General features: G+C 59.7%; 28 protein-coding genes. 15 read left to right on the forward strand and 13 right to left on the reverse strand.

The window, feature by feature from the left end:
* Nucleotides 1-76 precede the first annotated feature (76 nt).
* Entirely contained in the window at nt 77-586 is a 510-nt protein-coding gene (locus AC1RKH_RS07915; RefSeq protein ID WP_493063673.1) for a DUF6622 family protein, read from the forward strand.
* Here AC1RKH_RS07915 and AC1RKH_RS07920 read toward each other — a convergent pair.
* Nucleotides 580-909: an EscU/YscU/HrcU family type III secretion system export apparatus switch protein gene (locus tag AC1RKH_RS07920; RefSeq protein WP_493063672.1), complete on the reverse strand. Its 330-nt coding sequence runs from the start codon at nt 907-909 to the stop codon at nt 580-582. The genes AC1RKH_RS07915 and AC1RKH_RS07920 overlap by 7 nt on opposite strands.
* The gene (gene fliK, locus AC1RKH_RS07925) at nt 906-2,477 is read right to left on the reverse strand and encodes a flagellar hook-length control protein FliK (RefSeq protein ID WP_493063671.1); all 1,572 of its coding nucleotides are present in this window, start codon (nt 2,475-2,477) and stop codon (nt 906-908) included. The genes AC1RKH_RS07920 and fliK overlap by 4 nt, the downstream gene beginning before the upstream one ends.
* Nucleotides 2,478-2,726: 249 nt before the next feature.
* Between fliK and ccmA the strand changes: the two genes are divergently transcribed.
* The 10 genes from ccmA (at nt 2,727) to AC1RKH_RS07975 (ending at nt 10,064) form a co-directional block, all read left to right on the forward strand.
* On the forward strand, nt 2,727-3,308 hold the full coding sequence (gene ccmA, locus AC1RKH_RS07930) for a cytochrome c biogenesis heme-transporting ATPase CcmA (RefSeq protein ID WP_493063670.1): 582 nt from the start codon (nt 2,727-2,729) through the stop codon (nt 3,306-3,308).
* On the forward strand, nt 3,305-3,973 hold the full coding sequence (gene ccmB / locus AC1RKH_RS07935) for a heme exporter protein CcmB (RefSeq protein ID WP_262116711.1): 669 nt from the start codon (nt 3,305-3,307) through the stop codon (nt 3,971-3,973). The genes ccmA and ccmB overlap by 4 nt, the downstream gene beginning before the upstream one ends.
* Before the next feature lie 77 nt (nt 3,974-4,050).
* Nucleotides 4,051-4,803 carry a heme ABC transporter permease gene (locus tag AC1RKH_RS07940; RefSeq protein ID WP_123423301.1) on the forward strand — a complete coding sequence of 251 codons (753 nt, stop codon included), beginning with the start codon at nt 4,051-4,053 and terminating at the stop codon, nt 4,801-4,803.
* Nucleotides 4,803-4,979 (forward strand): heme exporter protein CcmD, encoded by a 177-nt coding sequence (ccmD, locus tag AC1RKH_RS07945; protein WP_019692354.1) that lies wholly within the window; start codon nt 4,803-4,805, stop codon nt 4,977-4,979. Before AC1RKH_RS07940 ends, ccmD begins: the two co-directional genes overlap by 1 nt.
* Complete coding sequence (ccmE, locus tag AC1RKH_RS07950; protein WP_123423300.1) at nt 4,976-5,431, forward strand: cytochrome c maturation protein CcmE; 456 nt, start codon at nt 4,976-4,978, stop codon at nt 5,429-5,431. Before ccmD ends, ccmE begins: the two co-directional genes overlap by 4 nt.
* A gap of 3 nt (nt 5,432-5,434) precedes the next feature.
* Nucleotides 5,435-7,438, forward strand: a complete 2,004-nt coding sequence (locus AC1RKH_RS07955; RefSeq protein WP_493063669.1) for a heme lyase CcmF/NrfE family subunit — start codon at nt 5,435-5,437, stop codon at nt 7,436-7,438.
* Entirely contained in the window at nt 7,435-7,971 is a 537-nt protein-coding gene (locus tag AC1RKH_RS07960) for a DsbE family thiol:disulfide interchange protein (protein ID WP_123423298.1), read from the forward strand. Before AC1RKH_RS07955 ends, AC1RKH_RS07960 begins: the two co-directional genes overlap by 4 nt.
* The gene (locus AC1RKH_RS07965; RefSeq protein ID WP_493063668.1) at nt 7,968-8,441 is read left to right on the forward strand and encodes a cytochrome c-type biogenesis protein; all 474 of its coding nucleotides are present in this window, start codon (nt 7,968-7,970) and stop codon (nt 8,439-8,441) included. Before AC1RKH_RS07960 ends, AC1RKH_RS07965 begins: the two co-directional genes overlap by 4 nt.
* Nucleotides 8,434-9,642 (forward strand): c-type cytochrome biogenesis protein CcmI, encoded by a 1,209-nt coding sequence (gene ccmI / locus AC1RKH_RS07970; RefSeq protein WP_123423296.1) that lies wholly within the window; start codon nt 8,434-8,436, stop codon nt 9,640-9,642. The genes AC1RKH_RS07965 and ccmI overlap by 8 nt, the downstream gene beginning before the upstream one ends.
* A 14-nt stretch (nt 9,643-9,656) precedes the next feature.
* Nucleotides 9,657-10,064, forward strand: coding sequence for a hypothetical protein (locus AC1RKH_RS07975; protein WP_493063667.1), 408 nt, complete (start codon nt 9,657-9,659; stop codon nt 10,062-10,064).
* Nucleotides 10,065-10,118: 54 nt separating this feature from the next.
* On the opposite strand, the gene AC1RKH_RS07980 is transcribed toward AC1RKH_RS07975, so the two are convergent.
* Both AC1RKH_RS07980 and AC1RKH_RS07985 read right to left on the reverse strand, forming a co-directional pair.
* Nucleotides 10,119-10,694, reverse strand: coding sequence for a PIN domain-containing protein (locus AC1RKH_RS07980; RefSeq protein ID WP_493063666.1), 576 nt, complete (start codon nt 10,692-10,694; stop codon nt 10,119-10,121).
* A complete protein-coding gene (locus AC1RKH_RS07985; protein ID WP_493063665.1) occupies nt 10,691-11,158 on the reverse strand; it encodes a helix-turn-helix domain-containing protein in 468 nt (155 codons plus the stop codon). Before AC1RKH_RS07985 ends, AC1RKH_RS07980 begins: the two co-directional genes overlap by 4 nt.
* Nucleotides 11,159-11,411: 253 nt before the next feature.
* On the opposite strand from AC1RKH_RS07985, the gene AC1RKH_RS07990 reads away from it, so the two are divergent.
* Together AC1RKH_RS07990 and AC1RKH_RS07995 are read left to right on the forward strand one after the other, a co-directional pair.
* Nucleotides 11,412-11,816, forward strand: a complete 405-nt coding sequence (locus AC1RKH_RS07990; protein ID WP_493063664.1) for a type II toxin-antitoxin system HicB family antitoxin — start codon at nt 11,412-11,414, stop codon at nt 11,814-11,816.
* Nucleotides 11,817-11,947: 131 nt separating this feature from the next.
* Complete coding sequence (locus AC1RKH_RS07995; protein WP_493063663.1) at nt 11,948-12,577, forward strand: hypothetical protein; 630 nt, start codon at nt 11,948-11,950, stop codon at nt 12,575-12,577.
* Between the two features lie 63 nt (nt 12,578-12,640).
* On the opposite strand, the gene AC1RKH_RS08000 is transcribed toward AC1RKH_RS07995, so the two are convergent.
* From AC1RKH_RS08000 to gcl, 8 genes are all read right to left on the reverse strand, one after another.
* Nucleotides 12,641-13,639 carry a sulfate ABC transporter substrate-binding protein gene (locus AC1RKH_RS08000; RefSeq protein ID WP_477768431.1) on the reverse strand — a complete coding sequence of 333 codons (999 nt, stop codon included), beginning with the start codon at nt 13,637-13,639 and terminating at the stop codon, nt 12,641-12,643.
* A 116-nt stretch (nt 13,640-13,755) separates the two neighbouring features.
* Nucleotides 13,756-14,580 (reverse strand): ion transporter, encoded by an 825-nt coding sequence (locus tag AC1RKH_RS08005; protein ID WP_493063662.1) that lies wholly within the window; start codon nt 14,578-14,580, stop codon nt 13,756-13,758.
* A 21-nt stretch (nt 14,581-14,601) separates the two neighbouring features.
* Nucleotides 14,602-15,522 (reverse strand): urea transporter, encoded by a 921-nt coding sequence (locus AC1RKH_RS08010; RefSeq protein ID WP_493063661.1) that lies wholly within the window; start codon nt 15,520-15,522, stop codon nt 14,602-14,604.
* 144 nt (nt 15,523-15,666) lie between these two features.
* Nucleotides 15,667-17,082, reverse strand: coding sequence for a pyruvate kinase (gene pyk, locus AC1RKH_RS08015; RefSeq protein WP_493063660.1), 1,416 nt, complete (start codon nt 17,080-17,082; stop codon nt 15,667-15,669).
* A complete protein-coding gene (locus AC1RKH_RS08020; RefSeq protein WP_493063659.1) occupies nt 17,072-18,352 on the reverse strand; it encodes a glycerate kinase type-2 family protein in 1,281 nt (426 codons plus the stop codon). The genes pyk and AC1RKH_RS08020 overlap by 11 nt, the downstream gene beginning before the upstream one ends.
* A 147-nt stretch (nt 18,353-18,499) precedes the next feature.
* Complete coding sequence (locus AC1RKH_RS08025; RefSeq protein WP_123423287.1) at nt 18,500-19,390, reverse strand: 2-hydroxy-3-oxopropionate reductase; 891 nt, start codon at nt 19,388-19,390, stop codon at nt 18,500-18,502.
* Between the two features lie 157 nt (nt 19,391-19,547).
* Nucleotides 19,548-20,330: a hydroxypyruvate isomerase gene (gene hyi / locus AC1RKH_RS08030; protein ID WP_493063658.1), complete on the reverse strand. Its 783-nt coding sequence runs from the start codon at nt 20,328-20,330 to the stop codon at nt 19,548-19,550.
* A 129-nt stretch (nt 20,331-20,459) separates the two neighbouring features.
* Nucleotides 20,460-22,235, reverse strand: a complete 1,776-nt coding sequence (gene gcl, locus AC1RKH_RS08035; RefSeq protein WP_493063657.1) for a glyoxylate carboligase — start codon at nt 22,233-22,235, stop codon at nt 20,460-20,462.
* A 268-nt stretch (nt 22,236-22,503) separates the two neighbouring features.
* On the opposite strand from gcl, the gene AC1RKH_RS08040 reads away from it, so the two are divergent.
* A complete protein-coding gene (locus AC1RKH_RS08040) occupies nt 22,504-22,944 on the forward strand; it encodes a GlcG/HbpS family heme-binding protein (protein ID WP_493063656.1) in 441 nt (146 codons plus the stop codon).
* 195 nt (nt 22,945-23,139) lie between these two features.
* Nucleotides 23,140-23,598 carry an REP-associated tyrosine transposase gene (locus AC1RKH_RS08045; RefSeq protein ID WP_493063655.1) on the forward strand — a complete coding sequence of 153 codons (459 nt, stop codon included), beginning with the start codon at nt 23,140-23,142 and terminating at the stop codon, nt 23,596-23,598.
* Between the two features lie 128 nt (nt 23,599-23,726).
* On the opposite strand, the gene AC1RKH_RS08050 is transcribed toward AC1RKH_RS08045, so the two are convergent.
* A complete protein-coding gene (locus AC1RKH_RS08050; protein WP_123423283.1) occupies nt 23,727-24,335 on the reverse strand; it encodes a TetR/AcrR family transcriptional regulator in 609 nt (202 codons plus the stop codon).
* Nucleotides 24,336-24,405: the final 70 nt, after the last annotated feature.

The following is a 24,405-nucleotide window of genomic DNA, read 5'->3' on the forward strand; positions in this document are numbered from 1 at the left end:
ACGACCCGCCATCGTTAAATTGTTCACCGCTGATCAACGACGCCTGTTTCAGGTATTTGCAGTGCCAAGGAGGCTTATGCTCGACATTTTGCGCGGTACACCGCTGTGGGTTTATGCAGTCTTTTTTATCCTGACTTATTACGGTGTCAGTGCCTGTTTCAAGAGTCATGAATCGAAGAGGTCGTTGCAGATCACGCCGGCGATATTTGTCGTCATTTCCCTGGTCTCGCTGAAATTCTCCCAGGGTGCTGCGATCCCGCTCTCAGTGTATGCGCTGGGATTACTGGCGGGTTGGATGCTGGCATTGCGTTTTTACTCGTACCAAAGCGTAGAGCGCGATGGGCAGCGTCTGGTGTTGGGTGGCACCGTCAAGGTGCTGATTGTGTATTGGGGTTTCTTTGCCTGGCGTTACTACAGCGGGTACCAGGCGGCCATGCATCCGGAACTGGCTGATGAAGTGTCGGCGGTGGCATGGTCAGCATTGGGAGCCGGCCTTATCAATGGTCTGATTGTTGGTCGCAGTTTCAGGCTTTTGCGTTTTTTCAAATCTGATAACGAGGCGATAGCGCCCTCGAAACCTCAGTAGTCATCCCCGCGATCAGTCACATCCTTCTCAATCCTCGGCGCATTCGGATCCTGTCCCGCCGGGAACTTGCCCTTGAGTTTCCACGCAAACGCAATGATCTCGGCAATCGTGCGGTACAACTCCTCTGGAATACTGTCCCCCAGTTCCATCCTCGCCAGCAGCTTCACCAGCTCGGCGTTCTCATAAATCGGCACTTCATAATCGCGGGCGATCTTCAGAATGGCTTCGGCCAGTTCGTCATCGCCTTTGGCGGTGAGTGTCGGAGCGTGGCTGCCGTCGTACTTGAGGGCGATCGCCTGGCGCGGTGGAGTGTGGTTGTTCATGCGGTTTCGTCGACCCAGCGTTGTTCGAGGCGGGTTTGATTGCCTTGGGGCGGAGTGCCGAGATGGCAGTTCAGGTCGCCAACGTTCAGGCCTGATGCCAGCAACTGCGCACGCAATCCGCCCAAGTTACTTTCGATCAGGCTGGCGGTATAAGGCCGTTCGGCCCAGAGCTGGCTGGAGAGTTTGCCCTGAGCAAGCTGTGCCTGGATTTGCAGCGGCCCGAGTGGTTCCATGTCGAACGCCAGCTCGACTCGCCAGAGCCGCTGTTTCGGCTCGCGCTCGACGGATTTCTCGTGCTGTTGCTTTTCTGGTGTGTCCTCGCGTTGAAACTTGACCTGCAACGGCACGATGTCCTGCAGATTACGCATGGGGATTTCCAGCTGCCAGGTGGTTTGCAACTTGCCATCCTCGGTCATGCCGGTCTGTTCCAGGCTCGACAGTTGATGGCTTTGCAGGCGGGAAACGGCCGCGGCGGCCAGCCGCAGCAAGTGCTCCAGGTCACCTTCACCCTCCAGGCTTTGCAGCAACCGCGAGGGCAGGGGGAAGCTGCTCGGCTGCGGTTTGGCGCTGACCTGGCCGAGGGTGCCGAGGGCGCTGCGGACAAAGCTTGGCAGCACCTGGGCAAGGGTGTTGGCGGCGATGACCGCGTTGAAACTGGTATTGGCTGGCAGGCCGGGTGCCAGTTGGGCGATCAGTCGCAGCAAATTGCCTTTCATGTCCGGCGTCAGAGCAGGGTTCTGTCCGGCGAGCAATTTGGATTCCAGAAACAACCCACTGTTGGCCAGCGCCTGGGCCAGGCCTTTGGGCGTGCTCAGCTGCTGAGCATCTGGCAGGTCGGCGAGCAGTTTGTCGACGGCAGCACGCAGGTCGTCAGAGGTGGTGTCGGAATCTGGCAGATTTTGCAGGGCGTCGATCAGCCCGCTCAAAGAACCTTGGCGACTTTGCTGGGCCAGCAATTGCTGGGTCACCGCCAGTTGCTCCTGACGGCTGGCCAGTGGCACGAAACTCAGGCTTTGCGCGCCCTGGACCAAGGCGCTGAGCAGGCTGCCGATGCGTAATGGCTGCGGGCTGTCGATGCTCAAGGTGCTGCCACTGAGCGCGGTATTGAGCAAACTCACCAGCGAGCGATAGACCGCCGGTTGTCCCGGTGTTTGCGGCATCAGCTGGGTGGTCAGGACTTTACCTTGCAGTAGGGTGCCGACCGGCAATTGCGACGTGTCGAGGCGGGTGAGGGTGGCGACGTTGGAAGCGATGGCCTGCTGCACGGTGATTGCCAGGCTGCCGGCTGAAGGCTGGCTGACCGTCAGGTTGGTGCCCTGAGGCAACGGCTGGTTGCTGGTGGCTTGCACGGTGGTCTGGCGACCGCTGTCGAGAGTGACTTTGAGCAGCAGCTGGAAAGTCTGGTCGTTCTGTTTGAGCGACAACACTTCAGCGCTGGCGCTCTGGCCCGCGGCGATCAAACCTTCCACCGGGGTCTGCAACTTGAGCAACTCACCACTGACCACGAGCGGGCGCGAGGTGGCCGGCGTCGTAGGGGGCAGTGGAAGGATGTTCATCTCGCCGGTCATCAGGTCACACCCTGTCGAAATTGCCCTCTTTGGAGTAGGACATGACATGTATAATGCCGCCCCGTTGTTGTCGGGGCGCGGAAAACATCGCAAATGTTTGACGCAGCTCTCTAGAACAGGCCGCCAATGCATCTATGCTGCATCACTTTAACGGCCGCTCCACTGCCGACTTGAACTGTAAAGGCCCGCGATCTCTTGACCATCCCTCTACTAGAAGCCGTAGCGCTCGCCTGTGAGCGAGACTGGCGGATGCTCTTCGAAAACCTCGAATTGCGTCTGGGCAGCGGTGACATGTTGCAGATCAGCGGCCCCAACGGCAGTGGCAAGACCAGCCTGCTGCGCCTGCTCGCCGGGTTGATGCAGCCGACCAGTGGCCAGGTGCTGCTCAACGGCCAGCCCTTGAACACGCAACGCCCGGAGCTGGCTCACAACTTGTTGTGGATCGGTCACGCCGCCGGAATCAAGGACCTGCTGACCCCTGAAGAGAACCTGAGCTGGCTCTGCGCGTTGCATCAGCCCGCCAGCCATGAGGCGATCTGGCAGGCGCTGGCAGCGGTAGGACTGCGTGGTTTCGAAGATGTTCCTTGTCACACCCTGTCCGCCGGTCAGCAACGCCGCGTGGCCCTTGCTCGTCTGTATCTGGACAGCCCGGCACTGTGGATTCTCGACGAACCGTTTACCGCGCTGGATAAACAAGGCGTCGCACAGCTGGAAGCACACCTGGCCGCACACTGCGAGCGAGGCGGCATGGTGATTCTGACCACCCACCATACATTGACCCGGATGCCGGCCGGTTACCGCGATATCGATTTGGGGCAGTGGGCCGTATGAGTGTTTTCGCACTGTTGGTCGCCCGTGAGGCGCGTTTGCTGTGTCGTCGTCCTGCCGAGCTTGCCAACCCCCTCGTATTCTTCGCCATTGTTGTCGCATTGTTCCCATTGGCGGTCGGACCTGAGACACAATTGTTGCAAACCTTGTCACCGGGGTTGGTTTGGGTAGCCGCCCTTTTATCGGTTTTGCTCTCGCTGGACGGGCTTTTCCGCAGTGATTTCGAGGACGGATCCCTTGAACAGTGGGTCCTTTCGTCGCACCCCCTGCCTCTTCTGGTTTTGGCAAAGGTGCTGGCACACTGGGCGTTTTCCGGCTTGGCACTGGTGTTGCTTGCCCCGTTATTGGCGTTGATGCTCGGTTTGCCTGCCGCCTGTCTGCCGGTTTTGCTCTTGTCGCTGTTGCTCGGTACACCGGTACTGAGCTTGCTCGGTGCGGTGGGTGCGGCGCTGACGGTCGGTTTGAAGCGCGGTGGCTTGCTGCTGGCATTGTTGATTCTGCCGCTGTACATCCCGGTGTTGATTCTCGGCAGTGGCGCCTTGCAGGCTGCCTTGCAGGGCATGCCGGCAACCGGTTATTTGCTGTGGCTTGGTAGCCTGACCGCCCTGGCGATAACCCTGACACCCTTTGCAATAGCTGCTGGCCTGAAGATCAGCGTCGGCGAATAATGAGGTCTGGTTAATTTTTAACCAGTAAAGACCCTGGCTGCTCGTGATGGCGAGCAGCAACCGTGATGGAAACAGTAATGAACTGGACCTGGTTTCATAAGCTCGGCTCGCCCAAATGGTTTTACGGCATCAGCGGCAAACTGCTGCCCTGGCTGAGCGTCGCGGCGTTGCTGCTGATCGGCGTCGGCGTGGTCTGGGGCCTGGCCTTCGCGCCGCCGGATTACCAGCAAGGCAACAGTTTTCGGATCATCTACATTCATGTGCCGGCCGCCATGCTGGCTCAGTCCTGCTACGTGATGCTGGCGGTCTGCGGCATCGTCGGGCTGGTGTGGAAGATGAAACTGGCGGATGTCGCCCTGCAATGCGCGGCGCCGATCGGTGCCTGGATGACCGCCGTGGCGCTGGTCACCGGGGCGATCTGGGGCAAGCCGACCTGGGGCTCGTGGTGGGTCTGGGATGCACGCCTGACGTCGATGCTGATTCTGCTGTTCCTGTATTTCGGTCTTATTGCACTGGGCAACGCCATCAGCAATCGCGACAGCGCGGCCAAGGCCTGCGCGGTGCTGGCGATTGTCGGCGTGATCAACATCCCGATCATCAAGTACTCGGTGGAGTGGTGGAACACCCTGCACCAGGGCGCGACCTTCAGCCTCACCGAAAAACCGGCAATGCCGGCCGAGATGTGGCTGCCGTTGCTGCTGACGGTGCTGGGTTTCTACTGTTTCTTCGGCGCGGTGCTGTTGCTGCGCATGCGCCTTGAAGTGCTCAAGCGCGAAGCCCGTGCAAGCTGGGTAAAAACCGAAGTGCAAAACAGCCTGGAGGCCGCGTAATGAGTTTTGCTTCATTCGGCGACTTCCTCGCCATGGGCCATCACGGTCTTTATGTCTGGTCGGCTTATGGCATCTGCCTGGCGGTACTGGCTCTCAACGTGGCTGCGCCGATCCTGGCCCGCAAGCGTTACCTGCAACAAGAGGCGCGTCGTCTGCGCCGGGAGAACAGCAAGTGAATCCGCTGCGTAAAAAACGTCTTGTCATCATTTTCGCGATTCTGATCGGAGTTGGCGCCGCCGTCGGCCTGGCCCTGAGTGCCTTGCAGCAGAACATCAATCTGTTTTACACGCCGACCCAGATCGCCAATGGCGAAGCCCCGCAAGACACGCGTATTCGTGCTGGTGGCATGGTCGAGAAGGGCTCGCTGCAGCGTTCCGGCGACTCGCTGGACGTGAAGTTCATCGTCACCGACTTCAATAAGTCCGTGACCATCACTTACCGTGGCATCCTCCCGGACCTGTTCCGCGAAGGGCAAGGCATCGTTGCGCTGGGCAAACTGAATGCGGACGGCGTGGTGGTGGCTGACGAAGTGCTGGCCAAGCACGATGAGAAGTACATGCCGCCCGAAGTGACCAAGGCGCTGAAAGACAGTGGTCAAACCGCTCCAACACCCGCGAAGGAGGGTTGATCGATGACTTCCGCACTCTTTGGTTCAGGGCTGTTCATCCCCGAGTTGGGCCATCTGGCGATGATTCTCGCCCTGTGCTTTGCCATCGTTCAGGCCACCGTGCCGTTGCTCGGTGCCTGGCGCGGTGACCGGATGTGGATGGGCCTGGCGCAGCCAGCGGCCTGGGGCCAGTTTACGTTTCTAGTCTTCGCCTTCGGTTGTCTGACTTACGCCTTCATGACCGATGACTTTTCGGTTGGTTATGTCGCCAACAACTCCAACAGCGCCTTGCCGTGGTACTACAAATTCAGTGCGGTGTGGGGTGCCCACGAAGGCTCGTTGCTGCTCTGGGCGCTGATTCTCGGTGGCTGGACCTTCGCTGTATCGATCTTCTCCCGGCAGTTGCCGCAGGTCATGCTGGCTCGCGTGCTCGCGGTGATGGGCATGATCAGCACCGGCTTCCTGCTGTTCCTGATTCTCACCTCGAACCCGTTCGCACGCATCCTGCCGCAGATTCCCACGGATGGTCATGACCTCAACCCGTTGCTGCAAGACATCGGCCTGATCGTTCACCCGCCAATGCTCTACATGGGTTACGTCGGTTTCTCGGTGGCCTTTGCCTTCGCTATCGCAGCCTTGCTCGGTGGTCGTCTGGATGCAGCGTGGGCGCGTTGGTCGCGACCTTGGACCATCGTCGCCTGGGCGTTCCTCGGCATCGGCATCACCCTCGGCTCCTGGTGGGCCTACTACGAACTCGGCTGGGGCGGCTGGTGGTTCTGGGATCCGGTGGAAAACGCCTCGTTCATGCCTTGGCTGGTCGGTACGGCGCTGATTCACTCGTTGGCGGTGACTGAAAAACGCGGTGTGTTCAAAAGCTGGACCGTGTTACTGGCCATTGCCGCGTTCTCGCTGAGCCTGCTGGGGACTTTCCTGGTGCGTTCCGGCGTGCTGACCTCGGTGCACGCGTTTGCCTCGGACCCTGAGCGCGGCGTGTTCATCCTGATCTTCCTGTTGTTTGTGGTCGGCGGTTCGCTGACGCTGTTCGCCCTGCGCGCCCCGGTGGTCAAGAGCCACGTCGGCTTCAACCTGTGGTCGCGTGAAACCCTGCTGCTGGGCAACAACCTGGTGCTGGTGGTCGCGGCTTCGATGATTCTGCTCGGCACCTTGTATCCGCTGGTGCTCGACGCCCTGACCGGCGCCAAGATGTCGGTCGGCCCGCCGTATTTCAACGCGTTGTTCATTCCGTTGATGGCGTTGCTGATGGTGGTGATGGCGGTCGGCGTGCTGGTGCGCTGGAAAGACACGCCGGTGAAATGGCTGGTAAGCATGCTGACCCCGGTGTTGCTCGGCAGTGCTGCGCTGGCAGTCGTGGCCGGGATCGCGTATGGCGACTTCAACTGGGCCGTGCTGGCGACCTTCATGCTTGCCGCATGGGTATTGCTGGCCGGCGTGCGTGACATTTTCGACAAGACCCGCAACAAAGGCCTGATCAAAGGCCTGCCAACCCTGACCCGCAGCTATTGGGGCATGCAGGTGGCGCACCTGGGTATTGCCGTCTGCGCCCTGGGCGTGGTGCTTTCGAGCCAGAACAGCGCCGAGCGCGATTTGCGTCTGGCACCGGGTGAATCCATGGACCTGGCCGGTTATCACTTCATCTTCGAAGGCGCCAAGCACTTCGAAGGACCGAACTTCACCTCCGACAAGGGCACCATTCGAGTGATCCGCAGCGGCAAGGAAGTCGCGGTGCTGCACCCGGAAAAACGTCTGTACACCGTACAGAACTCAATGATGACCGAAGCCGGCATCGACGCCGGTTTCACCCGTGACCTTTACGTTGCCCTCGGCGAGCCGCTGGAAAATGGCGCCTGGGCTGTGCGCGTACACGTCAAACCGTTCGTGCGCTGGATCTGGTTTGGCGGTTTGCTGACAGGTTTCGGTGGATTGCTGGCGGCGCTGGATCGTCGCTATCGGGTCAAGGTGAAGAGCCGCGTGCGTGAAGCGCTGGGCATGACGGGAGCCACTGCATGAGACGTTGGTTAATGGTGTTGCCACTGGCGCTGTTTTTGGTGGTGGCGGTGTTTCTTTATCGGGGTCTGTATCTGGACCCGGCCGAGCTGCCCTCGGCGATGATCGGCAAACCGTTCCCGGAGTTTTCCCTGCCGGCCGTGCAGGGCGACAAGACCTTGAGCCGCGCGGACCTGCTGGGCAAACCGGCACTGGTCAACGTCTGGGGCACCTGGTGCATTTCCTGCCGGGTCGAGCATCCGGTGCTGAACAAACTGGCCCAGCAAGGCGTGGCGATCTACGGCGTCAACTACAAGGACGTCAACGTCGATGCCTTGAAGTGGCTGGTGGAGTTCCACAACCCGTACCAGATGAACATTCGCGACGAGGAGGGCTCATTGGGCCTGAACCTTGGTGTTTACGGCGCTCCGGAAACCTTCTTCATCGACGCCAAAGGCATCATCCGCGACAAATACGTCGGGGTGATCGACGAAGTGGTCTGGCGCGAAAAACTGGCGGCCAAGTATCAGGCGTTGGTCGACGAGGCTAAACCATGAAACGCTGGATTGCTGCTGCCGTACTCGGCCTGAGTATCGCCGGCGTCGCTCACGCGGCCATCGACACTTACGTGTTCGCCAATGACGCCGAGCGCGAGCGCTTTCACGAGCTGACCAAAGAGCTGCGTTGCCCAAAGTGCCAGAATCAGGACATTGCCGATTCCAACGCGCCGATCGCCGCTGACCTGCGCAAAGAGATTTTCCGCATGCTCGGCGAGGGCAAGGACAACCAGCAGATCATCGACTTCATGGTCGACCGCTATGGCGACTTTGTGCGCTACAAGCCAGCCCTGACCGGCAAGACCGCGCTGCTGTGGTTCGGCCCTGCCGGGTTGTTACTCGGTGGCGTGCTGGTGATCGCCTTGATCGTCCGTCGTCGTCGCGCCGAGCGTATGGCGGGTCCGGACACGCTTTCTGCCGAGGAGCGCAAGCGCCTCGATCAACTGCTGGACAAAAACACTGATGATTGATTTCTGGCTCGCTGCAGGTCTGCTTCTACTGGTTGCCCTGAGTTTTCTGTTGATCCCGGTTCTACGCGGCCGTCGTGCCCAGCGTGAAGAGGATCGTACCGCGCTGAACGTGGCGCTTTACCAAGAACGCGTGGCTGAGTTGCAGGCTCAGCAGGCCGAAGGCGTACTCGATTCGACGCAAATGGACGCCGGTCGTGACGAAGCGGCCCGTGAACTGTTGGCCGATACCGAAGGGGCTGACACTGGCCGGGTTTCCCGTCTGGGCAAGCCGCTGCCGCTGCTGGCTGCGATCCTGGTCCCGGTGTTGGGCTTGGGTCTGTATCTGCATTTCGGTGCCAGTGACAAGGTCGAACTGACCCGCGAATTCGCCCAGGCACCGCAATCGATGGAAGAGATGACCCGTCGTCTCGAGCGTGCTGTCGCGGCGCAACCGGATTCTGCCGAAGGCCTGTATTTCCTTGGTCGTACGTATATGGCTCAGGACCGACCTGGCGATGCGGCGAAGATCTTCGAGCGCACCGTGGCGCTGGCGGGTCGTCAGCCTGAACTGCTCGGCCAATGGGCCCAGGCGCAGTACTTTGCCGACAACAAAAAGTGGTCGGACAAGGTCCAGGCGCTGACCGACGAAGCGCTTAAAGCCGATCCTAAAGAAGTCACCAGCCTTGGACTGTTGGGCATCGCGGCGTTTGAAGGCGAGCGTTATCAGGAGGCCATCGACTACTGGAGTCGTTTGCTGGCGCAACTGCCGCCGGAAGATAACTCGCGCAGCGCGCTGCAAGGCGGCATTGCACGGGCGACCGAAAAATTGCAAGCGAGCGGCGGTACTGTCGCCAAGGCGCCAGTTGTAGCGGCCAAGCCAGCAGCGCTGTTGAAAGTGACGGTCGATCTGGCGGCGAACGTGAAAGCCAAGGTACAGCCGGGCGACAGCGTGTTCATCTTCGCTCGAGCTACCTCAGGTCCTCCGGCGCCATTGGCGGCCAAACGCCTGACCGTCGCCGACCTGCCAGTGACCGTTGAGCTGGGCGATGCCGACGCAATGATGCCGCAATTGAAACTGTCGAACTTTCCTGAAGTCCAACTGGTCGCGCGCGTTTCCCGTGCTGGCCAACCGACTGCCGGCGAATGGGTCGGTCGCAGCGAGCCCTTGGCCAGCAGCACTACCGCGCCGCAACAATTGACCATCGACAGCCCAGATAAATAACCAGGAAATCCGCTATGACCGCCATCGCTCGTATCACCTTGCTCAGTCTAGTCTTGGGGTTAAGCGCATGTGCGGTCCAGCAGCCTTCACATGAAGGCACCTTGCCGCCAATCCCGTCATCGTACCCAGGCAGCAAACCGTCGCCATCGACAGCCCCCGGCAAACCGATGACCCCAAACAAGCCGGCCAAATCGCAGCCACGCACTTCGGCGAGTTTCGCGCCACCACCCGGCGGCAACAGCCACTGGGATGCGAAGCTCGGCGTCTACGTCCTCGACGATCAGACCGACACCTTCTACCGCCAGCGTACCTACTACCGTTGGAACAACGGCTGGAGCCGCAGCATCAGCCCGAATGGGCCGTGGGAAGAGACGGACATCCATGGCGTTCCTTCCGGGCTGGGAAGGCAATTCGGACAATAACGATAACGGCGACCTCAGGGTCGCCGTTTTTGCAGGTGCTTCTAGCCGTAAGGGTTAAAGAATGGCTCGGTATTCGGTTAGCGCCTTTACCGACTGTACCAGGCCTTGGCGTAGCAGAAGATCCAGGTAGGTATCGACATTCATGGGGGGCAGTTTCAGTTGCTGGCGCTGCCGTTGGGCTGACGCAATAACCGCCGCAGGATCCAGGTCGAAAAGGTTATCGATAAATTCGTCGGGGTGCTGGGCTTCGATGCCAAAGGGGTCGAGCTTTCTGGTCGGGAAGTCTTTTTGGTTGAAGGTCACGATGACGCTGGCATTACAGCGTATGGCGGCAGCCAGGACATGACGGTCATTAACATCTGGCAGCGAAAGTCCTTCGATGAGGTTTTCATAACCGGTTACGCAGGCGTCGGGTATGGCCCGATTCATCAGGTCGGATGTGCGATCCAATTGTTCAGGTATCAGATCAGGACGGTTTTTCAGAAGATTCCTTTTCCATTCGTTGTGTATCTCCAGTGTCCATCTCGCTCGAAACCGTCCGGAAAGTGCGAGCCACATCAGAAAGTCGCGTAAGGGTGCGGGGTAAAGAACACAAGCGTCGTATACAACAGTAAAAGAGGAGTGCCTCACTCGTATCCGAACCTCAACGCCTGTGCCTGTTCTGCGAGTAATGCCATTGCTTGTTCACTGGCCGCATCGCGCTTGCTTTTATAGTCCATCAATTCGGCAAAACGCACACGCCGGTGCTTGCCGGTTTTGTGGTAGGACAGTTCCCCGGATTCCAGCAGTTTGATCAGGTGCGGACGTGAGACATTCAGTAGGTCGGCGGCTTCCTGCGTGGTGAGTTCAGCATGAACCGGCACTACTTTGACCGCATTGCCCGCTGCCAGCTCCGCCAGGATATCGACAAGCAACCGCAGGGCCGAAGTGGGAAGTTCGACGCTGTGTGCTTCATTCTGCTCATCGAAAATCTGAATCCGCTGAGTGTCGAACTGCGTGGCGAGATAGCCTGCCAAGGTACGCTGACCTTCGATGGCGGCCTGTACCTCACGTTCCATGGGTAGATTGATCGGTGGATGAGTGACAGTCGACATGATGATTTCCGGTGTTCTGAATAGGCGATTCAGGAAGGCTATTCGAATTAAACGAAAATCGCAATAAACGAAACTCTTGGCTCTCTTCTACGCAAATCAGCGCTCGATTCAACACCCTGTAAAACAACCGTACGTCATGCATCGGTGTTTTGTGCTTGAGTAAATATAACTCTAGAGTTATTTTTAATCAGGCCGGTGCAAGGAGGCGAGCCGGGCTTCACTACCCGGTGGCCAGTTACGCAGGAGATCCGTAATGCAATATCCCATCTGTATCGAGTGGGGCGACGAGAACACCGCCATCGGTATTCAGATCCCCGATATTCCGGGCGCCGTCACCGCAGGCGACACGTTTGAAGAGGCTTACAACGCGGCAGTCGAAGTTGCTCATCTCATGTTGCAAGAGATCGTGGCCGGTGGGGAGGACATTCCGATGCCGACTTCAGCGGCGACGCACCGGAGCAACCCGGACTTTGCCGACATGGGCTGGGGCATGCTGGAGCTCGATATCGCGCCTTACCTCGGCAAAACCGAGAAGGTCAACGTGACGTTGCCCGGCTACGTTATCCAGCGCATTGACCGTTACGTGCGTGAGCACAATGTCAAAAGCCGCTCTTCGTTTTTGGCGGACGCGGCGATGGAAAAGTTGGTGCGGCATTGAGGGCTGTTCGCGGGCGGTGGTTCGATGCCCGCGAAGCTTTCATCTTGTTCCATAGCGCATATGATTTATGTGAGCGGTGAGCTCTCTTGTATCAGTCAATTTTCAACGTTTTATCAATGGAAACGGGTCCCATGAAAACGATGTTTGGTAGCCTGATACGCAACATTGGCGCGATTTCCCTGGGCTGCGTGCTGATCGCCACTTCTGTTCTGGCCGAGGACGCACCGGGCATGCGTATCGGCGTGCGCGGTGAAATCATCGGCGTATCCGAAGAGGTCTTGAGAGTGCACGCCAACAGCGGCGAGGACGTGGTCATCCAGTTGACCAAGGACACCCAGGTTCGCGCCGTAACCCTGGCCAACATCGAAGACATCAAGCCCGGCAGTTACATTGGCTCAGCGGCGATACCGCAAGCCGATGGCACGCTCAAGGCGCTGGAAGTGCATGTGTTCCCGCCCGAAATGGCCGGCACCGGCGACGGCCACCGCCCATTCGATCTGGTCAAGGGCAGCAGCATGACCAATGGCATCGTCGCTGATCTGGTGGTCAGCAATGGCCGAATCCTGACCGTCAATTACAAGGGGGGTCAGCAGACGATCCTGGTGCCGGAAGACGTGCCGATCGTCAACCTGACACCGGCTGACCGCAGCCTGCTTAAAGTCGGGGTCAAGGTCGTGCTGTTCGCCACCCAAAGCGCCGACGGCACCCTGACGGCGCAATCGATTTCGGCCGGCAAGGATGGCGTGGCGCCACCGATGTGAGTCACCTGCGAGTATAAAAAAGGCGACCTGTGCAGGTCGCCTTTTTCATGACTGGCCCAGCGCTTACTGTCCGCTGTAAATCTGGTCGAAAATCCCGCCATCGTTGAAGTGGGTTTTCTGCACGGTGCGCCAGTCACCGAAGGTTTTCTCCACTGACAGGAAGTCGACTTTCGGGAACCTGTCGGTGTGCTTGGCAAGTACCGCCGGGTCACGCGGGCGCAGGTAGTTGGCGGCGGCGATTTCCTGGCCTTCCGGGGACCACAGGTATTTCAGGTATTCCTCGGCGGCAGCGCGGGTGCCTTTCTTGTCGACGACTTTGTCGACCACGCTCACCGGCGGTTCGGCTTCGGCGGAGACGCTTGGGTAGATCACTTCGAACTGGTCGCGGCCGAATTCGCGGGCGATCATTTCCGCTTCGTTTTCGAAGGTCACCAGCACGTCGCCGATCTGGTTGGTCATGAAGGTAGTGGTGGCGGCGCGGCCGCCGGTGTCGAGTACCGGGGCTTGTTTGAACAGCTTGCCGACGAAGGCCTTGGCCTTGTTCTCGTCACCGCCGTTTTTCAACACGTAACCCCAGGCCGACAAATACGTGTAGCGGCCGTTACCCGAGGTTTTCGGGTTGGGCACGATCACCTGCACGCCGTCCTTGAGCAGGTCGGGCCAGTCTTTCAGGGCTTTCGGGTTGCCCTTGCGAACGATAAACACGGTGGCGGAAGTGAACGGCGCGCTGTGGTCCGGCAGGCGCGTGACCCAGTTGTCCGGCACCAGTTTGCCGTTATCGACCAGGGCGTTGATGTCGGTGGCCATGTTCATGGTGATGACGTCAGCCGGCAGGCCATCGATCACGGAGCGGGCCTGTTTGCTGGAGCCGCCGAAGGACATCTGCAAGGTGATGTTTTCGTTGTGCTCGGCTTGCCAGTGTTTCTGGAAGGCAGTGTTGTAGTCTTTGTAGAAATCGCGCATCACGTCGTAGGACACGTTGAGCAGGGTCGGTGCGGCCTGGGCCACGCTCGCGAGGGCCAGGCCAGCGGCCAGAAGTGAGGCGCCAAAGATCTTTTTCACTGCACATTCCTTTTTGGGTAGGAGCTATTTGTTATTCATCAAAGGGGTGTCGACACCTTTTGCCGTCGACTATAGCCGGGGCTACATATCCCTTTAAAGATTAAAAAGTACTTTGCTTATTCCATTTTCTTGAACAGCGCATTACCGCAGCGTGAGCAGAACGCCGCGCTGTGTTCATGCTGGTTCTTGCTGCATACCGGGCAGTCATGTTGCAACTGTTCGCCGCGCATGGCGTTGGCCAGTTCGGCGGTAAAAATCCCGGTGGGGACGGCGATGATTGAGTAACCGGTGATCATCACCATCGCCGAGATAACTTGCCCCAATGCAGTCTTGGGCACGATGTCGCCATAACCGACAGTGGTCAGGGTGACGATCGCCCAGTAGATCCCTTTGGGAATGCTGGTAAAGCCATGCTCCGGGCCTTCGACCACGTACATCAAGGTGCCGAACACGGTCACCAGCGTGCAGACACTGAGCAGGAATACGATGATTTTCTGTTTGCTGCCGCGCAGGGCATCGAGCAGGTAATGGGCCTGTTTCAGGTAGGGAAGCAGTTTGAGCACGCGAAAGATCCGCAGCATACGGATGATTCGGATGATCAGCAGGTACTGCGCGTCGCTGTAATACAGCGCAAGGACCCCTGGAACAATCGCCAGCAAATCCACAAGCCCATAGAAGCTGAAGGCATAGCGCAGCGGCCTGGGCGAGCAGTACAGGCGCAACACGTACTCGACCAGGAAGATCAGGGTAAAGCCCCACTCGATGTACGCCAGCGTATTGGCGAAGTTCTGATGAACGTCATCGATGCTGTCGAGGATCACTACCACCAGACTGGCGAGGATGATCAGTAACAGCGTGCTGTCGAAGCGTCGCCCGGCCACCGTGTCGGTCTGGAAAATCATCACGTACAGGCGGTTGCGCCACGTGTCGTTGCTGTCCATTCAAATCGCCTTGGCCATAAATCAGCGCAGCCTAGGTTGATTCTCCGAGGTTTGGCAAGGCGTACTGTCTGTGGTCGCTTGGCGCAGCAGGCGAAGACCCGCACGCAGCAACCAGCAGGCGAGGATGAACGGCGCGGTCAAGGTCGCCAACCCCACGGCAGCGAAAACCGGTGTGAGGAGAATCGCCAGTGCAATCCCCAGCAACGGCAACCAGGGTTGACGGCGTTGCTGACTGAAGGCAAGGGCGGCGAGTGCCGGGTTGTAGCCATAAAGGCCGAGCAATGCGCCGGAGGTTTCGTTGAGCCACAAAGCGCAGGCCAGGCCCGCGCAGGAACCGACCAGCGCCCAGACGGCGGCGCGGCGGTCGGCAAGCAACAGCCCGGCAGCGATCAACGCACCCGCCAGGGGATGGTCGAGGAAGATGACCTGGCCCAGGCCTTTGAACTCGGCGCCGAGCAGGTTCAGGGCATCGAGTGCCGGCAGTGGCGCAGGGGGCGAGGGTGCCGGTGCGGCAAAGCTCAGCAGTATCCAGCCCAATCCCACGAAAGGTGCGGTATAGGCGGGCAGGAAATGCGTGTCGCGAGCGCGCTTGAGCCATTGCTCGGTGATGATCGCGCTCAGTCCGCCGCAGGCGATGATCAGTGGCGGCAGCATGGCTGACCAACGAAATTGCAGGCTCAGCAACAGGCCGAGCAATACGCCGTTGTAGCTGAAGAGCCCGGCCTGGCGATCAGCCTTGGCGTAGCCACGACGTTGCGCTGTGAGCAAACCGGCCACGCCACCCAACAGGGCGCCGCCGAGCAACGTCGGAGCGGTAAACAGGATGGCCAACAGGCACAGCAGGCCGCACAGCGGATGGCGCTGGAGGAAAATCTGGCTGAAGCCGTTGAGCAGGGCAGTGGCCCAGTCGGGGCAGTGGGTGTTGAAGTGGTTTGAGGGCATTTCGAGTCTATGTCTGGTAAACCGAGGCGCCCCCATCGCGAGCAGGCTCGCTCCCACACTGAATCTTTGTTCAGTTGTCAGATCTGCGAACAACACAAATCAACTGTGGGAGCGAGCCTACTCGCGATGAGGCCGGAACAGGCGCTAAATCAACGTCTCGATGCGCAACGAGTTAGTTGATCCCGGCTGACCGAAAGGCACACCCGCAGTGATCAACAACGTGTCGCCGCGCTTGGCCATGCCTTGCGCCTGGGCGATTTCCAGCGCGGTGGAGCACACCTCATCGACCTGACGCAGACGGTCGTTGACCACCGAATGCACGCCCCACGCCACGCTCAAGCGCCGCGCAGTTGAAAGGTTCGGCGTCAGGTTGAGGATCGGCACCGCTGGCCGCTCCCGCGCAGCACGCAAACTCGAACTGCCGGATTCGCTGTAGTTCACCAACACCGCCACCGGCAGGATGTTGCTGATCCGGCGGATCGCACAGCTGATGGCGTCCGAGGTGGTGGCTTCGGCTTTTGGTCGGCTGACGTCCAGTTGCGCCTGGTAATCCGGGCCGCTTTCGACCTGACGGATGATCTTGCTCATCATCTGCACCGCTTCAAGCGGGTAATCGCCCGAGGCAGTTTCCGCCGACAGCATCACCGCATCAGCACCTTCGGCCACAGCGTTGGCGACGTCAGTCACCTCGGCGCGGGTCGGCGCCGGGGAGAAACGCATCGACTCCAGCATCTGGGTCGCCACTACCACCGGTTTGCCGAGCTGGCGGCAGGTGCTGATGATGTCTTTCTGGATCTGCGGCACGCTCTCGGCCGGCACTTCCACGCCCAGGTCACCACGGGCAACCATGATCGCGTCGCTCAGCTCGGCGATTTCGCGCAGTTGTTCAACGGCCGACGGCTTCTCGATTTTCGCCATCAAAAAGGCTTTGTCGCCGATCAGTGAGCGGGCTTCACGAATGTCTTCCGGACGCTGCACAAACGACAGCGCGACCCAGTCCACACCCAGCTCCAGACCGAAGCTCAGGTCACGACGATCCTTGGCGGTCAACGGGCTGAGTTCGAGTACCGCTTGTGGCACGTTCACACCTTTACGATCCGACAGTTCACCGCCGTTGAGCACCGTGGTGTCGATGGCATCGGCGTACTTGGTCACCACCCGCAGACGCAGTTTGCCGTCGTCCAGCAGCAGGTCCATGCCGGGTTCCAGCGCGGCGATGATTTCCGGGTGCGGCAGGTTGACCCGACGCTCGTCACCCGGCGTTGTGTCGAGGTCCAGGCGCAGGGCCTGACCGCGCAGCAGTTGCACCTTGCCTTCGGCGAACTTGCCGACTCTCAGTTTCGGGCCTTGCAGGTCCATCAGAATGCCGAGCGGATAATTCAGTTGGCGCTCGACTTCGCGGATCCACTGGTAGCGCTGGGCGTGGTCGGCGTGATCGCCGTGGCTGAAGTTCAGCCGAAAGATGTTTACCCCGGCTTCGACCAGCTCGCGGATCTCATTGATTCCGTCGGTGGCGGGGCCGAGGGTGGCGAGGATTTTGACCTTTTTATCAGGCGTCATTTTCAGGGCTCTCGAGAATCAGAATGGCACGGAAGTCGTTGACGTTGGTGCGCGTCGGCTCGGTGACGATCAGCCCGTCGAGCGCCGCGAAATAGCCGTATCCATTGTTGTTGTCCAGTTCATCGCTGGCGCTCAAGCCGAGGGCGGCGGCGCGGGCGTAGCTGTCCGGGGTCATGATCGCGCCGGCGTTGTCTTCGGAGCCGTCGATGCCGTCGGTATCACCGGCCAGCGCGTAGACACCGGGCAGGCCCTTGAGGCTGTCGGTCAGGCTCAGCAGAAACTCGGCGTTGCGTCCGCCACGACCATTGCCGCGCACGGTGACGGTGGTTTCGCCACCAGAGAGAATCACGCAAGGCGCCGCCAACGGCTGGCCGTGGAGTACTACCTGACGCGCGATGCCGGCGTGGACTTTCGCCACCTCGCGGGATTCGCCTTCCAGATCGCCAAGGATCAACGGACTGAAACCGGCCTGACGGGCTTTTACTGCGGCCGCTTCCAGGGATTGCTGCGGGCGGGCAATCAGTTGGAAATGGCTGCGGGCCAGACTCGGATCACCGGGTTTTACGGTTTCCGATTCAGGACTTTGCAACCAGCTGCGCACCGAAGCCGGAACCTCGATGGCGTAGCGTTTGAGAATGGCCAGGGCTTCGGCCGAGGTGCTCGGATCGGCCACGGTCGGGCCGGAAGCGATCACGGTGGCGAGGTCGCCCGGGACATCGGAAATGGCATAGGTGTAAACGGTCGCGGGCCAGCAGGCTTTGCCCAGACGGCCGCCCTTGATCGCCGAGAGGTGCTTGCGCACGCAGTTCATCTCGCCAATGGTCGCGCCGGATTTGAGCAGGGCTTTGTTGATCGCCTGTTTGTCGGCCAGGGTGATGCCGGCTGCTGGCAAGGCGAGCAAGGCCGAGCCGCCGCCTGAGAGCAGGAAGATCACACGATCGTTTTCGGTCAGATTGCTGACCAGTTCCAGCACCCGTTTGGCCACGGCCAGACCGGCTGCATCAGGCACCGGGTGGGCCGCTTCGACCACTTCGATTTTTTCGCATGGGGCGCCGTGACCATAGCGGGTGACCACCAGGCCAGACACTTCGCCCTGCCAGCAGCGCTCGACCACCTGGGCCATGGCGGCGGCAGCTTTGCCGGCGCCGATGACGATCACGCGAGCGCTGCGATCTTTGGGTAAATGGGCTTCGAGGACATGCTGCGGATGGGCAGCGTCGATGGCTGTGGCGAACAGCTCGCGCAGGAATTGTTGTGGATCGACCGACATGGCGGGCTCCCGGAATTCTTGTTATTGGAGGGCGACTCGGTTCCCTGTGGGAGCGAGCCTGCTCGCGATTCAGGCACCACGGTGTTTCAGGTATATCGCGGTGATTCCATCGCGAGCAGGCCCGCTCCCACAGGTTTTGTGCAGGGTTTATTTATCGCGAATCGAGAAGTTCGCCATGTGTTCCAGGCCCTTGATCAGCGCCGAGTGGTCCCAGTTGCTGCCACCGATGGCTGCGCAGGTGCTGAACACTTGCTGGGTGCCTGCGGTGTTGGGCAGGTTGATGCCCAGCTCGCGCGCACCGGCCAGCGCCAGGTTGAGGTCCTTCTGGTGCAGGCTGATGCGGAAGCCTGGATCGAAGGTACCTTTGATCATGCGCTCGCCGTGTACTTCAAGGATCTTCGAGGAGGCGAAACCACCCATCAGCGCTTCACGCACCTTGGCAGGATCGGCACCGTTCTTCGAGGCGAACAGCAAGGCTTCGGCCACGGCCTGGATGTTCAGCGCCACGATGATCTGGTTCGCCACTTTGGCGGTTTGACCGTCGCCATTGCCGCCGACCAGGGTGATGTTCTTGCCCATGCTCTGAAACAGCGGCAATGCGCGTTCGAAAGCATCGCTGTCGCCACCGACCATGATGCTCAGGGTCGCGGCTTTGGCACCGACTTCACCACCGGACACCGGGGCGTCGAGGTATTGCGCGCCTTTCTCGTTGATTTTCGCGGCGAACGCTTTGGTCGCGGTTGGCGAGATCGAGCTCATGTCGATGACAACCTTGCCTTTGCCAACACCGGCGGCAACGCCGTCGGCACGGAACAGCACGTCGTCGACTTGTGGGGTATCCGGCACCATGACGATGATGAATTCGGCTTCCTGAGCGACTTCTTTCGGGCTCGCCAGAGCGACCGCGCCAGCGGCGACCAGATCAGCCGGGGCAGGGTCGTGGTGCGCCGACAGGAACAGGCTGTGACCGGCTTTCTGCAGGTTCAACGCCATTGGGTGGCCCATGATGCCGGTGCCGATAAATCCGATTTTAGCCATGAGAAAATCCTCTTGTTTTTATTGCTGCTTGCAAACAAATGGGGGACTGCTGCTTTTGTGGGAGCGAGCTTGCTCGCGATGAGGCCATAACATTCAGCATCTATGTTGACTGTCCTACCGCTATCGCGAGCAAGCTCGCTCCCACAGGGAAATCACTTCAGATTGCGTTGTGGGTTTTCAACCAACCGAGACCCGCTTCCGTGGTGGTCAGCGGCTTGTATTCACAGCCGATCCAGCCCTGGTAACCGATGCGATCCAGGTGTTCGAACAGGAAGCGGTAGTTGATTTCACCGGTGCCCGGCTCGTTGCGGCCCGGGTTGTCGGCCAGTTGAATGTGGTTGATCTCGCCCAGGTGCGTCGCCATGGTGCGGGCCAGGTCGCCCTCCATGATTTGCATGTGGTAGATGTCGTATTGCAGGAACAGGTTGGCACTGCCCACTTGTTCGCGAATCGACAGCGCCTGAGCGGTGTTGTTCAGGTAGAAGCCCGGGATGTCACGGGTGTTGATGGCTTCCATCACCAGTTTGATGCCCACCGCTTGCAGCTTGTCGGCGGCATATTTGAGGTTGGCGACAAAGGTCTTTTCCACGGTGGCATCGTCTACGCCTTGTGGGCGGATGCCGGCCAGGCAGTTGACTTGGGTGTTGCCCAGAACCTGTGCATAAGCGATCGCCAGATCGACGCCGGCGCGGAACTCTTCCACGCGATCCGGATGGCAGGCGATCCCGCGTTCACCCTTGGCCCAGTCGCCGGCCGGCAGGTTGAACAGCACTTGGGTCAGGCCGTTGGCATCAAGTTGTGCCTTGATGTCGGCGGAGCTGAAATCGTACGGGAACAGGTATTCGACACCACTGAAGCCGGCTTTGGCGGCCGCTTCGAAGCGGGCAAGAAAATCCTGCTCGGTAAACAGCATGGACAGGTTGGCTGCGAAACGCGGCATGGTGGTCTCCTAAATTTGTGAGGCCTCCTGTGGGAGCGAGCTTGCTCGCGATGGCGGTGTGCCAGACAACAGAAATGTTGAATGTGCTGGCCTCATCGCGAGCAAGCTCGCTCCCACAGGGGGGCATGATCAGTCGAGCAACGAAATCGCCGTTGGTGCATCGGCGCCGACCAGCGCCAGGTCTTCGAATTCGTTGACGGCGTTGATCTCGGTGCCCATGGAAATGTTGGTCACGCGCTCCAGGATGATCTCGACGATCACCGGCACCTTGAACTCCTCGATCAGCTCCTCGGCCTTGCGCAGGGCAGGGGCGATGCCAGCCGGTTCGAACACGCGCAACGCCTTGCAACCCAGGCCTTCGGCAACCGCTACGTGGTCAACCCCGTAACCATTGAGCTCCGGTGCGTTGAGGTTGTCGAAGGACAGCTGCACGCAGTAGTCCATGTCGAAACCGCGCTGCGCCTGACGGATCAGACCCAGGTACGAGTTGTTCACCACGACGTGGATGTACGGCAGTTTGAACTGCGCGCCCACCGCCAGTTCTTCGATCATGAACTGGAAGTCGTAGTCGCCCGAAAGTGCCACGACCTTGCGGCTCGGGTCAGCCTTGACCACGCCCAGCGCTGCCGGAATGGTCCAGCCCAGAGGGCCGGCCTGACCGCAGTTGATCCAGTGGCGCGGTTTGTAGACGTGCAGGAACTGCGCGCCGGCAATCTGCGACAAACCGATGGTGCTGACGTAGCAGGTTTCTTTGCCGAACACCTGGTTCATCTCTTCATACACGCGCTGCGGCTTGACCGGCACGTTGTCGAAGTGAGTCTTGCGGTGCAGGCTGGCCTTGCGCTGCTGGCAGTCTTTGAGCCAGGCGCTGCGGTCCTTCAATTTGCCGGCGGCTTTCCACTCGCGGGCGACTTCGATGAACATTTTCAATGCCAGGCCAGCGTCGGAAACGATGCCCTGATCCGGCGTGAACACACGGCCGATCTGGGTCGGTTCGATGTCGACGTGAATGAATTTGCGGCCTTCGGTGTACACCTCAACCGAACCGGTGTGACGGTTGGCCCAACGGTTACCGACGCCCAGTACCACGTCGGACTTGAGCATGGTCGCGTTGCCGTAGCGGTGCGAAGTCTGCAAGCCAACCATGCCGACCATCAGCGGGTGATCGTCCGGGATCGTGCCCCAGCCCATCAGCGTCGGGATAACCGGAATACCGGTCAGCTCGGCGAATTCCACCAGCAGGTCGCTGGCATCGGCGTTGATGATGCCGCCGCCGGCCACCAGCAATGGACGCTCAGCCTGATCGAGCATGGCCAGGGCTTTCTCGACTTGCTTGCGGGTTGCCGCGGGCTTGGCCAGTGGCAGTGGCTCGTAAGCGTCAATGTCGAATTCGATTTCGGCCATCTGCACGTCGAACGGCAGGTCGATCAGCACCGGGCCTGGGCGGCCGGAGCGCATTTCATAGAAGGCTTTCTGAAACGCGTAAGGCACCTGGCCCGGTTCCAGAACGGTGGTCGCCCATTTGGTCACTGGCTTGACGATGCTGGTGATATCGACAGCCTGGAAGTCTTCCTTGTGCATACGGGCGCGGGGTGCTTGCCCGGTGATGCAAAGAATCGGGATCGAGTCGGCCGAGGCGCTGTAGAGCCCGGTGACCATGTCGGTACCGGCAGGGCCGGAGGTGCCGATGCACACGCCGATGTTGCCGGCCTTGGTGCGGGTGTAACCCTCGGCCATGTGCGAGGCACCTTCAACGTGGCGAGCGAGGACGTGATCGATGCCGCCGACCTTTTGCAGGGCGGAGTACAGCGGGTTGATTGCAGCGCCCGGAATGCCAAAAGCGGTATCAACCCCTTCACGGCGCATCACCAGAACGGCGGCTTCGATTGCTCTCATTTTGCTCATGGTTTTGTGCCTCTTTACGTTTTGTAATTGTATACAAGTGGCTTTGCGCAGAGTGTATTCACGGCGGACGGCGCAGGTCAATCCATTTTCTCAAGCGGCTGTTTCATTCGTCGGAGGGCCATAAACACTGTGGCGTTTCGTCGCATGAGCTGCTTTTCGAAAATTATTGTATACAAAAAAATAACTCATTGTGTTCTATTTATTGCATCGGGCTTCTCAACAAAGAGAAACCCAAAGGCTTTCCCATAACAAGATAAGGACGGCACCCATGAGCGCTTTAACCTTGAAAGTTGCAGTCAGCCTGACCGGTCAGGCCATAGCCGCGGGGCGCAAGATCGCCGCGGCACCGCTGACCATTGCAGTACTTGATGCCGGCGGGCATTTGTTGAGCTTGCAGCGCGAAGACGGCGCCAGTCTGCTTCGCCCACAGATCGCCATCGGCAAAGCCTGGGGCGCGATCGCGATGGGCAAGGGCTCGCGGCTATTGGCACTCGACGCGCAACAGCGTCCGGCGTTTATCGCGGCGTTGAACAGCCTGGGTCAGGGCAGCGTCGTACCGGCGCCGGGCGGGGTGCTGATTCGGGATCAGGACGGGGTTGTGCTGGGGGCCATTGGCATCAGCGGCGACACCTCGGACATCGATGAACAATGCGCGATCAGCGCCATCGAGGAGCAGGGGTTGCGGGCGGATGCGGGTGTGACTGCTTGATTTGTGCTGACTAGTCTACCGTCATCGCGAGCAAGCTCGCTCCCACAGGGATTATCTGAGAGGCAGAGATCCACTGTGGGAGCGAGCTTGCTCGCGATGACTATCTACCAGACACATCCAGCTAAAAGTTTGCCCCATCCTCAAGCATTCACAGGTCTAGCCTTCTTCATGACTTGATCATGAAAGGGGCAGGGAATGCCGGATCTACCCGCTTCACATCGCTTGCGCATCGGCCGCTATGCCGAACAGAACCGAATTTATCTGCTGACCACTAACACACTCGGTCGAGAAGCTGTTTTCGAGGATTTCGCTTTAGGCAGATTGGTCATTGATCAATTTCGAAGTGCGCAGGATCAGGGCTGGGCGAACTCATTGGCCTGGGTAGTCATGCCAGATCACTTTCATTGGTTGATCGAGTTGCAGCACGGATCGCTGAGTGAGTTGATGCAAAAAACCAAGTCATTGAGTACGAGAGCGGTGAACAGGGCAACTGGGCGCAAGGGCAGTCTTTGGCAGCAGGGCTATCACGATCGAGGGCTGCGGCGAGAGGAGGGCTTGGTAGAGCTTGCCCGGTACGTCGTGGCAAACCCGTTGCGGGCGGGGTTGGTCGAGCGACTTGGCGACTATCCGTTGTGGGATGCCGTCTGGGTTTGACCGACTAACCGAGTTGCCGCCATCGCGAGCAAGCTCGCTCCCACATTGGATCTCGGTCGCTCACAGAATGTGTGCACACAGAAGAACCTTGTGGGAGCGAGCTTGCTCGCGATTGGGGGCGCTGCGGTCTACCTGTCAGGCTCACAGCCCTTGAGCACCAACCGAATGATGGTCTGCGCCGCCGCTTCGTAGTCGCTTTCATCCAGCTTGGCCTTGCCGGTGACGGCGGAGATCTGCCAGTCGAAATCGGCGTAGGTCTGGGTCGCGGCCCAGATGCTGAACATCAGGTGATTGGGGTCGATGGGGGCGATCTGGCCGCGATCGATCCAGGTCTGGATGCAGTCGATATTGTGCTTGGCCTGGGCGTTGAGCTGTTCGACCAGGTCGGCGCTCAGGTGTGGTGCGCCGTGCATGATCTCGCTGGCAAACACCTTGGACGCGAACGGTAGGTCACGGGAGATACGAATCTTCGAGCGAATGTAGCCGCTGAGCACTTCGCTGGGCACACCGTCGGCGTTGAACGGCGTCGAGGCCGCAAGGATCGGCTCGATGATGCTTTCAAGGACCTCTCGGTAGAGGTTTTCCTTGGATTTGAAGTAGTAGTAGACGTTGGGCTTGGGCAACCCCGCCTTGGCCGCGATGTCACTGGTTTTGGTCGCGGCGAAGCCTTTGTCGGCAAACTCTTCACTGGCGGCACGCAGGATCAGTTCTTTATTGCGTTCGCGGATAGTGCTCATAAACCAGGTGATTCCTTGCCTGTGCTGGCGGTTGCGCATGGTAGCACCGGCCTCGCGCGGCGCTCAAGAA

It is taken from the genome of Pseudomonas sp. GW822-FHT06B12, assembly GCF_058799675.1.